Origin of the sequence: Janthinobacterium kochi, assembly GCF_051380715.1 — a bacterium.
GTDB lineage: Bacteria > Pseudomonadota > Gammaproteobacteria > Burkholderiales > Burkholderiaceae_D > Janthinobacterium.
On sequence record NZ_JBNYXO010000005.1, the window covers coordinates 225,728 to 238,050 of the forward strand.

General features: G+C 63.6%; 10 protein-coding genes. 8 read left to right on the top strand and 2 right to left on the bottom strand.

Annotated elements, in window-relative coordinates; genetic code table 11:
* The 5 genes from ACQ4WL_RS13660 (at position 1) to ACQ4WL_RS13680 (ending at position 6,566) form a co-directional block, all read left to right on the top strand.
* The gene (locus ACQ4WL_RS13660; protein WP_436510256.1) at positions 1-1,050 is read left to right on the top strand and encodes an ABC transporter ATP-binding protein; all 1,050 of its coding nucleotides are present in this window, start codon (positions 1-3) and stop codon (positions 1,048-1,050) included.
* Positions 1,050-2,525 carry a mannitol dehydrogenase family protein gene (locus ACQ4WL_RS13665; protein WP_436510257.1) on the top strand — a complete coding sequence of 492 codons (1,476 nt, stop codon included), beginning with the start codon at positions 1,050-1,052 and terminating at the stop codon, positions 2,523-2,525. Before ACQ4WL_RS13660 ends, ACQ4WL_RS13665 begins: the two co-directional genes overlap by 1 nt.
* Positions 2,526-2,540: 15 nt before the next feature.
* Complete coding sequence (locus tag ACQ4WL_RS13670) at positions 2,541-3,458, top strand: helix-turn-helix domain-containing protein (RefSeq protein ID WP_436510258.1); 918 nt, start codon at positions 2,541-2,543, stop codon at positions 3,456-3,458.
* 55 nt (positions 3,459-3,513) lie between these two features.
* A complete protein-coding gene (locus tag ACQ4WL_RS13675; RefSeq protein WP_436510259.1) occupies positions 3,514-4,440 on the top strand; it encodes a helix-turn-helix domain-containing protein in 927 nt (308 codons plus the stop codon).
* 71 nt (positions 4,441-4,511) lie between these two features.
* Positions 4,512-6,566 carry an esterase-like activity of phytase family protein gene (locus tag ACQ4WL_RS13680; RefSeq protein WP_436510260.1) on the top strand — a complete coding sequence of 685 codons (2,055 nt, stop codon included), beginning with the start codon at positions 4,512-4,514 and terminating at the stop codon, positions 6,564-6,566.
* Positions 6,567-6,667: 101 nt separating this feature from the next.
* Here ACQ4WL_RS13680 and ACQ4WL_RS13685 read toward each other — a convergent pair whose 3' ends face one another.
* Positions 6,668-8,758, bottom strand: coding sequence for a S9 family peptidase (locus ACQ4WL_RS13685; RefSeq protein ID WP_436510261.1), 2,091 nt, complete (start codon positions 8,756-8,758; stop codon positions 6,668-6,670).
* Between the two features lie 118 nt (positions 8,759-8,876).
* Complete coding sequence (locus ACQ4WL_RS13690; protein ID WP_436510262.1) at positions 8,877-9,584, bottom strand: glutathione S-transferase family protein; 708 nt, start codon at positions 9,582-9,584, stop codon at positions 8,877-8,879.
* Positions 9,585-9,698: 114 nt separating this feature from the next.
* Between ACQ4WL_RS13690 and ACQ4WL_RS13695 the strand changes: the two genes are divergently transcribed.
* From ACQ4WL_RS13695 to ACQ4WL_RS13705, 3 genes are all read left to right on the top strand, one after another.
* Positions 9,699-10,052 (top strand): winged helix-turn-helix transcriptional regulator, encoded by a 354-nt coding sequence (locus ACQ4WL_RS13695; RefSeq protein WP_436510263.1) that lies wholly within the window; start codon positions 9,699-9,701, stop codon positions 10,050-10,052.
* A 73-nt stretch (positions 10,053-10,125) separates the two neighbouring features.
* Positions 10,126-10,722 carry a hypothetical protein gene (locus tag ACQ4WL_RS13700; protein ID WP_436510264.1) on the top strand — a complete coding sequence of 199 codons (597 nt, stop codon included), beginning with the start codon at positions 10,126-10,128 and terminating at the stop codon, positions 10,720-10,722.
* Positions 10,723-11,075: 353 nt separating this feature from the next.
* Entirely contained in the window at positions 11,076-12,311 is a 1,236-nt protein-coding gene (locus ACQ4WL_RS13705) for an HD-GYP domain-containing protein (protein WP_436510265.1), read from the top strand.
* The last annotated feature ends 12 nt before the right edge of the window (positions 12,312-12,323 follow it).

The window sequence follows — 12,323 nt, forward strand, 5'->3', positions numbered from 1 at the left end:
ATGGCTTACCTTCAACTGAGCAATATCGAGAAATTCTTTGGCGAACACCGCGCTATCAAGGGCATCGACCTGGACATCCAACAAGGTGAATTCGTCGTCTTTGTGGGGCCGTCAGGTTGCGGAAAATCCACCTTGCTGCGCCTGATCGCGGGCCTGGAACCGATCGACGGCGGCAAGCTGTCACTCGACGGGCGCGATATCACGAATCTGCCGTCGTCCAAGCGCGACCTGGCGATGGTGTTCCAGTCGTATGCGCTGTATCCACACATGACGGTGTTCCAGAACATGTCGTTCGCGCTGAAACTGGCCGGCGTCGATCCGGCCATCATCCGCGAGAAAGTCGACAAGGCTGCCGCCATCCTCGACCTGGGAAAGTACCTGGAGCGCACGCCGAAAGAGCTGTCGGGCGGCCAGCGCCAGAGGGTGGCCATCGGCCGCGCCATCGTGCGCGACCCGAAAGTGTTTTTGTTCGATGAACCGCTGTCGAACCTGGACGCGGCCCTGCGCGTGCAGACGCGCATCGAGATCGCCAAGCTGCACCGCGAACTGGGCGCCACCACCATCTACGTCACCCACGACCAGGTCGAAGCGATGACCCTGGCCGACCGCGTGGTGGTGCTGCGCGATGGGCAGATCGAGCAGCATGGCTCGCCATTGGAACTGTATGACCATCCCGCCAACCGCTTTGTGGCGCAATTCATCGGCACGCCCAGCATGAACGTGGTGCCGGCCGACGCGGCGCCGCAGCTGCTGGCGCAGGCAGGCAGCGCGGCACAGGCGGACGGCTTCGTCGGCATCCGCCCGGAGCACGTGCACCTGGGCGCGGCGCAGCCGGGCAGCGTGCCCGTCACCGTCGACCTGGTGGAGTCCCTGGGCGTGGAAACCCTGACCTATGTGCGCCTACCGAACAATGTGCAGCTGGTCTCGCGCGGCGCGGAACGCAGCAGCCTGCAGCCGGGCCAGCAGACGCATCTGACGTTTGAGCCGGGCTTCGTCCATTATTTTGACCGCGCCGGCAAGACCTACGCGGCGGCGAAAGGAGCGCTGTAATGGACGCCATCGCATTGAACCAGGCGAATCTGGCAAAGCTGCCAGCCAACGTTGCCGTGCCCGCGTATGCGCGCGGCGCGCTCGTGGCCAGCATCGTGCATATCGGCGTGGGCGGTTTTTTTCGCGCCCACCAGGCCGTGTACCTCGACGATTTGCTGGCCTTGCCCGGAAACGAGCAATGGGGCTATTGCGGCGTGGGCTTGCTGGCGACCGACGCGGCCATGCGCGACGCCATGCAGGCGCAGGACGGGCTGTACACGGTGATCGAGCGCAGCGCGGCCGGCGACAGCGCGCGCATCATCGGCTGCATCGGCGAATACCTGTATGCGCCCGACGAGCCGCAAGCCGTGCTGGAAAAGCTTGCCGACCCTGGCACGCGCATCGTCGCGCTGACCATCACGGAGGGCGGCTACTACGTCAACCAGGGCACGGGCGAATTCGATGCGAACCACCCCGACATCGTGCATGAACTGGCGCACCCGCATGCGCCGCGCTGCTCGTTTGGCTACCTGGCCGCCGCCCTGGCTCTGCGCCACCAGCATGGCCTGGCGCCGTTTACCATCATGTCTTGCGATAACCTGCAAAACAATGGCGACGTAACGCGCAAGATGCTGCTGGCCTTTGTCGCCCTGCGCGACGGGGAACTGGCGCGCTGGCTGGCCACGCATGGCAGCTTCCCCAACAGCATGGTCGACCGCATCACGCCGGCCACCACGGATGAACACCGGGCGCTGGTGCGCGAGTCCTTTGGCGTCATCGACGCCTGGCCTGTCGTGTGCGAGCCGTTCCGCCAGTGGGTCATCGAAGATGCATTCCCGCAGGGCCGCCCGGCCTGGGAAAAGGTGGGCGCGCAGATGACGCACGACGTGCTGCCGTATGAAAAGATGAAGCTGCGTCTCTTGAATGCCAGCCACCAGGCCCTGTGCTACATCGGCATGCAGCTCGGCTACACGTTTGCGCATGAAGCGATGCTTGATACAGGCATCCGTCAGCTGGTACGGCGCATGATGGATGACGAAGTCACGCCCCTGCTCGATACCGTGGAAGGCATACATCTGGCCAGCTACAAGGACACCCTGATCGGGCGCTTTTCGAATCCGGCCGTGCGCGACCAGCTGGCGCGCATCGGCACGGAGGGTTCCGCGCGCATCCCGAAATTCGTGCTGCCGTCCGTGCGCGAAGCGCTGGCCCAGGGTGGCGCGGTCAAGCTGCTGGCCTTCACGGTGGCGTGCTGGTTCCGCTACCTGGAAGGCCACGACGAAGCGGGGCGCGAGATGCCGCTGAACGACCCGTATGCGGCGCGCCTGCGCGCGCTGGCGCTGCAGGGCGGCTCGGACGCCAAGGCGCTGCTGTCCCTGCGCGAACTGTTCGGCGACTTGAGCGACACGCCCGCGTTTACGCAGGCGGTGGGGCAGGCACTGGCCAGCCTGTACGGGCTGGGCGCGCGCGCCGCGCTGGAACAGGTCGTGGCCTGACGGGGAGGGCGCGCCATGCCACGCAAAGCCGATGCTGTCTTGCCGCAGATGGAGCTGGAACAGCAGCGCGACGCCACGCCCGGCTTCGAGCCGAAAGGCAGTTTCGGCTTCATCCGCTACCTGGAGCATGGCTATCCGAATGCGCTGGTGCGCTGGCATTACCACGACGAGTACGAGCTGCACCTGATCGTCGAGACGAGCGGCAAGGTCTTCGTGGGCGACTATATCGGCCAGTTTGCGCCCGGCCACCTGGTGCTGACGGGACCGCGCGTGCCGCACAACTGGGTCTCGCTCGACACGCCGCCCGAAGGCGTGGCGCTGCGCGACATGGTGCTTCAGTTTTCGCATGCGCCGCTGGCGTCGATGGCAGCCGCCATCCCGGAACTGAAAGGGATTTTCCCGCTGCTGCAGCGCGCACTGCATGGCGTGGAATTTTTCGCCGTCAGCGAGCAGTCGCTGCGGCGCTTCCGGCGCATCCGCGACAGCAGCGGCCTGCCGCGCTTCATCGAGTTTTTGACCTTGCTGGGGGAACTGGCGCAGACCAGCGATTATCAATTGCTGTCGACGGTGCCCATGCAGTCGAGCGACGACGACGTGGCCCTGGCGCGGATCAGTTCAGCCATCAACTTCATCGTGCACAATTACAGCAGCCAGTTTTCGCTGAAACAGCTGGCCGAGCAGGTGGACATGCCCGAGCGGACGTTTTCGCGCTTCTTTCGCAGCGCCACGGGCAACAGCTTCACGGACTTCGTCAACCGCCTGCGCATCAACAAGGCGTGCCAGCTGCTGATGGAGACGGAACGCTATGTCAGCAACATCTGCTACGAGGCGGGATTCAATAACGTGGCCAACTTCAACCGGCGTTTCCTGGAATTGAAGGGCATGACGCCGAAGGAGTTTCGCCAGCAGGCGCTGGGCCGTTTTGGTGGATGAGACTTTTTGAGGTACATTCGATGGCACGGGCGGGGACAGCCTGGGAGAGACAAGCATGGAACACCTGTGGCAGAAGGACAGCGAGCGCAAGGCGCCCGAGCTGGAACGGGAAAGCTACGACGGCATCATCAATTACCTGGAACATGGCTATCCCAGCTCGCGCGTGCGCTGGCACTGCCATGAAGAGTATGAGCTGCACCTGATCGTCGCCACCAGCGGGCGCTTGTTCGTGGGCGATTATATCGGCGAATTCTCGCCCGGCCACCTGGTGCTGACGGGCCCACGCCTGCCGCATAACTGGATTTCCAACGTGATGCCGGAAGGCGGCGTGGCCCTGCGCGACATGATCGTGCAGTTCGCCCACGCGCCGCTGGCCGGCGCTGCGCGCGTCGTCCCCGAATTGCGCGAGCTGCTGCCCCTGCTGGAGCGCTCCAGCTATGGCGTTGAGTTTTTCGAGATGGGCCACGAGGCCGAGCAGCACCTGGCGCGCATCCGCGTCACGCATGGCGCCGAGCGCTTCGCCGAATTCGTGCAATTAATGAGCAAATTGGCGCGCACGGCCAACTACCGCTTGCTGTCGAGCGCCTCGCTGCGCTCGTACGACGATGACGCCACCCTGGCCAAGGTTAATTCCGTCCTCAATTACATCACGGACAATTACCGCGAGCCGATTTCGGCGGAAATGCTGGCCGAGCAGGTGGGCATGTCGCTGAGTAAATTCTCGCGGTTTTTCCGCAAGGCGACGGGCAACAGCTTCACGGATTTCATCAGCCGCCTGCGCATCAACAAGGCCTGCCAGCTGCTGATGGATACCGATCATTATGTGTCGAACGTCTGCTACGACGTGGGTTTCCAGAACGTGGCCAATTTCAACCGCCGCTTCCTGCAGGTGAAGGGCGTCACGCCCAAGGAATTCCGGCGTCAGGCCGACGGCCGCTTTGGCGGCATCGGCGGGCCTGTTGCGGATACGCCACTGGCCTAGCCGCTGTCATTACCTTGTCACTTTGCCCAGTTACTCTCCACGGCTTCAATCCCACTTTAGCCGAGGAATGCATGAACGCTGCCGTAACGTCGACCCCGAAACTGACCCTGTTGGCCATCGCCGCCAGCCTGACCCTGGCCGCTTGCGGCGGCAGCGATAGTACGCCGGCGGAACCTTCCAAGCCCGTGGCGCAGACGGGCGTGTTCCTCGATGGCGCGGTGGAAGGACTCGATTACGTGGCCGGCAGCGCGGCCAAGGCCAGTACCAACGCCAAGGGCGAATTCATGTGCAACCCGGGCGATACGGTGGCCTTCAGCGTGGGCGGCCTGGCCCTGGGTTCGGCGCCATGTGGCGCCGTCGTCACGCCGCTGGCGCTGGCCGCCAGCACGAACGTGGCGGACGATAAGGTCGTCAACCGCCTGTTGGCCCTGCAACTGCTCGATGACGACAGCGATCCGTCGAACGGCATCAGGCTGACGCCCGAAGTGAAGGCGGCGCTGGCCAGCAAGACCTTGGACTTTGGTAGCGCGCCGGCCGTCTTCAACGCGGCCCTGGCCGCACACTTGAGCAGCGTGGGCGGGAAATTCGCCGGCCGCACGGTCGATGCCGAGCGCCGCGCCTTGGTGCGCGAGCATTTCGAAGACACCCTTGCCTCGAAAGCAGGCGCGCCCGTCAACGAGGCGCTGACGCAAGCCAATCCGGTTGGTGAAGTGAAAGTGACGGTGACGCGCTACCAGATTCAGGCGGCCGATAAATTCTACGTGCCGTACGAAGGCGCGAATGCCAAGGTCAAGGGCGAATTCCCGAACGGCTTCCTGCCGTCGTATGGCTCGGGCCTGGCTTACAAGGGCAAGAATGCAGCGGGCGACCTGGAATTCTATGGCTTGACGGACCGTGGCCCGAACGGCGACGGCCCGATCGTGCCCGACCCTTCGGGCAAGGGCACGATCGGCAGCAAGATCTTCCCGTCGCCCAGCTTCACGCCTTCGTTCGGCGTGATCACGGTGGGCAAGAATGGCGCCGTGCTGGCATCGAGCACGCCGATCAAGGTGTCGGCCACGGTCAACAGCTCGGGTTTGCCCGTGCCCGTGGGCGCGGTGGGCAATTCGGCCGAGATTCCCGTCATGGATGCGATGAAGTTCGACGCGACCGGCAAGGCGGTCTTCAACGCGGGCGGCCTCGATTCGGAAGCCATCGTCGTCGATGCGAAGCGCAATGCGCTGTGGGTCTCCGACGAATACGGCCCCTTCATCATCAAGATCGATGCCGCCACAGGCGTCATCCAGGCCAAGTACGAGCCGGGCAAGGGCTTGCCGGCGCTGTTCGCCAAGCGCCGCGCGAACCGCGGCATGGAAGGCATGACACTCGACACGAGCAATGACAAGCTGTACGCCTTCCTGCAAAGCCCCCTGTCCGATGGCACGGCGCCGTACTCGGTGACGAAGAAAAATGAACAGGTGGAGCGTTTTGCCCGCTTTACGCGCTGGATCGAATTCGACCCGACGACGGGCACCAGCGGCAAAATGTTCGCCTACCCCTTGAATGCGGCCGATTACCAGGATGGCCGCACGGGCAACGCCAAGCTGGGCGACATGGTGGCGCTGGGCGGCGGCAAGTTCCTCGTCATCGAGCAGGGCGCAGCACCTTCGGGCAAGGTCTTCAACAAATTGATGCTGGTCGAACTGAAGGGCGCCACCGATATCGCGGCCGCCGCCTTCAACGCGACGACCTCCGACCTGGAAAAGAGCAGCATGGGCGGCGCGGCCGTCAATGGCGCCGACTGGGCCGTCGTCACGCCGCTGAAGAAAACTCTGCTGCTGGACTTGAACGCCATCGGCTGGGCGGCGGAAAAGGCCGAAGGCCTGACCCTGATCGATGACTCCACCATCGCGCTGGCCAACGACAACGACTTCGGCCTGAAAACCAAGATCTTTGACGCGAATGGCGTGGAAGTCGATGGCGCCGACGTCACGAAGTGCACGGTCGACGCGAACGGCGTCATCGTCACCAGCAGCGCGGCCGGCTGCAATGCCGCCAACACCATCCGCGTGGCGCGCGGCGACGACCGCGAGCGTCCAAGCCGGCTGTGGATCGTGAAGTTTGCCAAGGCGCTCAGTAGCTATTAAACCCAACGGCAAAGAGCTGGGGTCAGTCGCTTCGCGATCGGAATACGTCCCACTGGGACGTATTCCCCCGACGGGTCTGACCCCTGATTTTGCTTTATTGGTTATTTTTTCGTGTAGGTATTCAACCAATCGAGCACCGTGTGATGCCACAGCAGCGAATTGGCCGGTTTCAGCACCCAGTGGTTTTCGTCCGGGAAGACCAGCAGCTTGCTCGGGATGCCACGGCGCTGCAGCGCCGTGAAGGTGCCCAGGCCTTGCGCGGTAGGGATGCGGAAATCCAGGTCGCCCTGCACTACCAGCATCGGCGTCTTCCAGTTCTTCACGAAGTTCACGGGGTTGAACTGTTCGTGCCTGGCCGGCGCGTCGTAGTAGGGGCCGCCATTTTCCCACTCGGTGAACCACAGTTCTTCCGTCGCGTAAGCCATGCCGCGGTTGTCGAACACGCCATCGTGGTTGACCAGGCACTTGAAGCCGTCCGGCCAGTTACCGGCGATCCAGTTCATCATGTAGCCGCCGTACGACGCGCCCAGCGCGCAGCTGCGCTCGCGGTCCAGCCATGGGAATTTTTTGGTGGCCGCTTCCAGGCCCTTCTGCAAGTCGAGCAGCGGCTTGCCGCCCCAGTCGCCGCTGATGGAATCCGTGAACTTCTGGCCATAGCCGGTGGAACCATGGAAGTCGATGAAGACGGTGGCGTAGCCGGCGCCCGCATACACTTGCGGATTCCAGCGGTAGCTCCAGCTGTTGCCAAAGCTGCCTTGCGGGCCGCCGTGGACGAGGAAGGCGACCGGATACTTTTCACCGGCCTTGGCATTCCATGGCTTCATCACGTGGCCATACACGGTCTCGCCATTCGCGCCGGCGAACGAGAACTGTTCATATTCGCCGAAGCGCACGTCGGCCAGGGCTGCCGCATTCTGCTTCGTCAGCTGGACCATCGGTGCGTTTTCCGACTTCGCGTCGAGTTTGCGCGTGTACAGCTGCGCGCCCGAGGCCAGGTTCGCTTGCGCCAGCACGATGGTATTGCCGCGCACGTCGAAGTCGCCCACGGCGCCCTTGCCCGTCAGCGCAGCGACCTTGCCGCTGGCCGCGTCGATGTGGAACAAGCGGTGCTGGCCCACGTCGTCGGCGGCGACCAGGAAAGCTTTGCTGTCGGGCGTCCAGCGGAAGTCGGCCACGGAGCGGTCCCAATCATCGGCCACGGTGCGCTTCTTGCCAGTGGCGACATCCATCAGCACCAGATGAAAACGGTCCGCTTCGAAGCCCGGCTTGGTCATGGCGACATAGGCCAGGGTGCGGCCATCTGGCGAGTAGGTGGCTTTCGCATCCCAGGCCGGATTGTCGGCGGTGAGATTGCGCGGCGCCTGGCCACCAGCGGCAGGAATCGTGTAGACGTCGAAGTTGGTTGACCACGATTCCGTGCGGCCAGCCACGCGCACGGAGAAGGCCACCGTCTTGCCGTCCGGGCTGAAATGGTATTCGCCATTGTCGCCGAACGGCTTCGATGGCGCGTCACCATCGAGGCTGCCGCTCAGGCTGACGGGCGCGGCGCTGACCTTGCCGCTGGCGTCGATCGGCGCCGAGTACAGCGCGTTGCGGCGGCCATCGGCCCAGGTATCCCAGTGGCGCACGAACATCTGCTCGTAGACCATGCCGGTCGCCTTGTTTTTGGCTTTTTCATCGAGGCGTTTTTTCGTGCAGGCGATGTCCGCGCAATCGAGGAAGACGCCCATGCTGAAGGCCAGGCGGTCGCCCTGCGGCGACAAGCGATAAGTGTCCACGTCCAGCGCCAGGTCGGTGACCTTGGCCGCTTCGCCGCCGTTCAGGGGCAGCTGCCACACTTGCGAGGAGCCGGAGCGGCTTGAGAGGAAGTAGATGGCGTCGCCGTTCGGCGACCATTGCGGGTCGCCGGCGCTGGCTTCGCCACGCGTAAGCTGGCGCGGCGCCGCGTTCGGTGCGCGCAGGTCGATCATCCACAGCTGCGTGTTGCCACGGTTTTTGTCCAGGTTGGTCGTGCGCACCGTGTAGACGACGCGCGTGGAGTCCGGCGACAGCACGGGGCTACCTACGCGTTCCATGGCAACCATGTCTTCCACGGTGAAACCGCGTGGCGCGGCCAGCGCCGGTTTTGCAGCAACGGCGGCGGTGGCCATGGCGGCACTGAATGCTCCCAAGAGCAGCAGACGTAAACTCATTCAAACTCCCGATTTTTATGACGACGTTATCGATATGGTATTGACGTGGCCGGCTGTACCGCCGGCAGCCCGACATCATAGCAATAAAGACGCGCTTGCTGCGGGAGTTGACCGCCGGTTAGCCGGCCGGAGTGGCCAGTTGGTCGAGCGCCACGTGGCCCAGGAAACCTCCCTGGCTGGCCGCTGGCAAGCCTGCCTCGATGGCATGGGCAAAGCGGATGCCGGGGTCTTGTTCCAGCGCGGCCAGCAGGCGCGCCACGCGCGGATAGTCGGCCAGGCGGGCCAGCTGCAGCGGTTCGGCCCAGCGCGCCGTGGCGGCCAGGTAGGCCTCGGAGATGGTCGGCGCGGCGTTGCTTGCCAGCCACCGGCGGCCAGCAAGCAGGTGCTCCAGGTGCGCCAGGCTTTTGTTGACCTTCTCGACGGCCATCTCGCGCCAGACGGCCGCGCGCGTATCGCCGGCGCTAGCGCGCGATGCCTGGAAGGCGGGCATGAAGGCGGCATGAAACGTCGTGTGCAGAAAGGAGAGCACGCTGTTCAGGCGGTCGTAAGCGGGCGTGCCTTGGGCAAAACCGAGGCCTTTGTGCGGTGCGCGGGCGGCCAGGTGCAGCAGAATCGCCATGCTTTCCAGCAGCGGCGCGCCCGCGTGCGTGAGCAGGGCCGGCGTCTGGCCCAGCGGATTGATGGCGAGAAAGGCGGGATGCTGCTTGCTGGCCGGGTCGCGTGCTTCCACGCGGGCCAGGCGATACGGCAAGCCGCTCCATTCGAGGGCGGCGATGGCGGCAAACGAGCAGCCGAACGGCACGCTGTAGATCAGGGTGGTTTCCAAGTCGAAACTCCAATGGGGTGAGGGAAGGGCAGTCTAAGGGCAATGGTTACTATTTGGAAGAAGGCAGAATAATGTGGTATAGGTACATTTTTTATACCAGGTGGGAAGCCAACCATGAAAGACAATGTCTCCGGCTGCGCCGTGGAAGAAGCCATGCGACTGCTGGGCGGGCGCTGGCGCATCGTGCTGCTCAGTTATCTGATGGCGGGACCGAAGCGCTTCAGCGAAATCCGCCGCGCCGTACCGAATATCTCGCAGCGCATGCTGACCCTGGACTTGCGCGCGCTGGAAGAGGCAGGCTTGCTGACGCGCACGATTTACGCGGCAGTGCCCGTCAAGGTCGAGTACCAACTGACGGAGGAGGGTCTGCGTCTGCGCGAGCTGGTCGAGATGCTGCGCGCCATTGGCTTGCGCCTGCGCGGACAGGCGGATGCGGGCGGCGCCTTTCTTGCGTCCGACGCTGGATAAATGTCTCTAGAGAAACAGCTGTTTTTATGCAAAGTGCTAGACTGCCGGCCTTAGCTCACTACTTTCGACACCCATGCGCCTGACTTCCTTCGCCCTGACCGCCGCCGCCCTGTTCGCCGCCTTGCCGGCCCATGCCGCTACCATGCCCACGCTGGAGCACATCCAGGCTGCCGTGCAGGCAGGCGTGGCCAAAACCCAAGCCAGGATGCAATCGGCTATGCCGGTACCGATCGCCGTCAAGGTTACCAGCCTGGCCGGCTGCCAGGAGTCGCAGGAAGTGCAAGGCGAGGTGGTGTGCCTGGTGAACATGAGTGCCGGCATGCGCGACGCCTTCATGGTTTTGCCGCTGCGTAACGATGGCGGTACCTGGATCGGCGTCGAGCGCAAGCACGCCAAGTTCGCGGGACCGTCGCCGGCCGAGGCGCAAACGATGATACGCGCCTGGGCCAAGGAAGAAGTGGCGCGCGATCCGGAAGCGGCCAAGGATGTGCAGATGCAGGAAGCGCAGAGCACCATGCAGGTCAAGGCCGTCAACGAGTGCGACGTCAAGCGCAAGACGGGCTACCTGGTATGCGATACGGAATTGAGCGTGCCGAGCCGTCCGGAAGGCATCAAGACGGAACTGACGTTCATTCTGGAAAACGCCAACTGGCGCTACGTGCCACGCTAAGCGGCAGGCAGTCCCCCTCTCCCCATGGCGCCAGCCCCACTTCGGGGCGCTTGGCGCTGGCGCACTTCCTTTCCTCGCATCATCCCCGTGCAGCGGCCCAAGCGGTTGCTGGCAGGCATTCGCTTCCATCATCGGCAGGAAGCATGCAATTCAATGAAGTCAGTATGGTTTAATTGATATATTTATTGATTTACCATTTGACATTAATGAAAGTGATAGAATTGGTGATTATTCTTGTTTTGTTGCGATTTCGCCATATAAAACAATTTATCTGGTTTAATCGTTTATTTTTTGGCGTATGATGGTTCTAACGCGCAAGTAAATGCCGCGATCTGAATGTCTGGGGAACCGCCTTGCTGAAAAAAATAACGAGTAGCGAACTGCAACTGGGAATGTATGTCGAGCGCCTGGGCCGCTCCTGGTTCGATACGCCTTTCTGGAGGCGTTCCTTCTTGCTCGATTCGCCAACTGACCTGGTGCGTATCCGCACGGCACGCCTTTGCGAGGTGTGGATCGACACGGCGCGCGGGCTGGCGCTGGCGCAACCCGCACCGGTATGCGCATCGTCCGCTGCCGTGGCGCCGCCAGTCGCCGATGCCGCGCCCACGCCCGCAGCCGATGCAGACGCGCCCCGCTCGCGCGACGAGGAACTGGCGCATGCCCGGCGCCTGATCGAACGTTCGCGCCAGGCCGTGCAGACGATGTTTGAGGAGGTGCGCATGGGCAAGGCCTTGTCTGCGGCTCAGGCCTACGAACTGGTCGACGATATCGCCGCGTCGGTGCTGCGTGGCGGCAACGTGCTGCTGAGTCTGGCGCGCCTGAAAACCGCCGATAACTATACGTATATGCATTCGGTGGCCGTGTGTGCGCTGATGACGGCGCTGGCCAAGGAGCTGGGCCTGGCGCCGGAGCAGGTGCGCTCGGCCGGCCTGGCGGGTTTGCTGCACGATATCGGCAAGATGGCCGTGCCGTCCAGCATCCTCAACAAGCCGGGCAGCCTGAGCGAAGCGGAATTTTCTTCCGTGCGTGCCCATCCGGCCGCCGGCCACCGCATGTTGCAGGAAGTGGACGAGATCGATCCGGTGGCGCTCGACGTGTGCCTGCACCACCATGAAAAACTCGATGGCAGCGGCTATCCCGAGGGGTTGTGCGGCGAGGAAATCAGCCTGTTTGCGCGCATGGGCGCGATCTGCGACGTGTACGACGCGATCACCTCGAACCGGCCGTACAAGCAGGGCTGGTGCCCGGCCGATTCGCTGCGCCGCATGGCCGCCTGGCGCGGCGCGCATCTCGATGCGCAACTGTTTGCCGCCTTCGTCAAATGCCTGGGCATCTATCCGCTGGGCACCCTGGTGCGGCTGCAATCGGAACGCCTGGCCGTGGTGGTGGGACGAGCGCCTGGCAAGCCGCTGACCTCGCCCACCTTGCGTGTATTCTTTTCCATCCGCGCCGGCACCTGCATCGTCCCGACCGTCATCGACCTGGCCGCGCCGGGTTGCCAGGAGCGCATTGTTTCCACGGAAAGCGCAGCCCAGTGGCGCTTGCAGGACATCGACCGCTACTGGGCCGGCGAACCTGCCGTGGCATAGCGGCTGCCACGG

What these genes read in the sequence shown, in the direction of transcription:
- ACQ4WL_RS13660 (WP_436510256.1), top strand. Translation starts at nt 1, where the DNA reads ATGGCTTACCTTCAACTGAGCAATATCGAGAAATTCTTTGGCGAACAC.
- ACQ4WL_RS13665 (WP_436510257.1), top strand. Translation starts at nt 1,050, where the DNA reads ATGGACGCCATCGCATTGAACCAGGCGAATCTGGCAAAGCTGCCAGCC.
- ACQ4WL_RS13670 (WP_436510258.1), top strand. Translation starts at nt 2,541, where the DNA reads ATGCCACGCAAAGCCGATGCTGTCTTGCCGCAGATGGAGCTGGAACAG.
- ACQ4WL_RS13675 (WP_436510259.1), top strand. Translation starts at nt 3,514, where the DNA reads ATGGAACACCTGTGGCAGAAGGACAGCGAGCGCAAGGCGCCCGAGCTG.
- ACQ4WL_RS13680 (WP_436510260.1), top strand. Translation starts at nt 4,512, where the DNA reads ATGAACGCTGCCGTAACGTCGACCCCGAAACTGACCCTGTTGGCCATC.
- ACQ4WL_RS13685 (WP_436510261.1), bottom strand. Translation starts at nt 8,758, where the DNA reads ATGAGTTTACGTCTGCTGCTCTTGGGAGCATTCAGTGCCGCCATGGCC.
- ACQ4WL_RS13695 (WP_436510263.1), top strand. Translation starts at nt 9,699, where the DNA reads ATGAAAGACAATGTCTCCGGCTGCGCCGTGGAAGAAGCCATGCGACTG.
- ACQ4WL_RS13700 (WP_436510264.1), top strand. Translation starts at nt 10,126, where the DNA reads ATGCGCCTGACTTCCTTCGCCCTGACCGCCGCCGCCCTGTTCGCCGCC.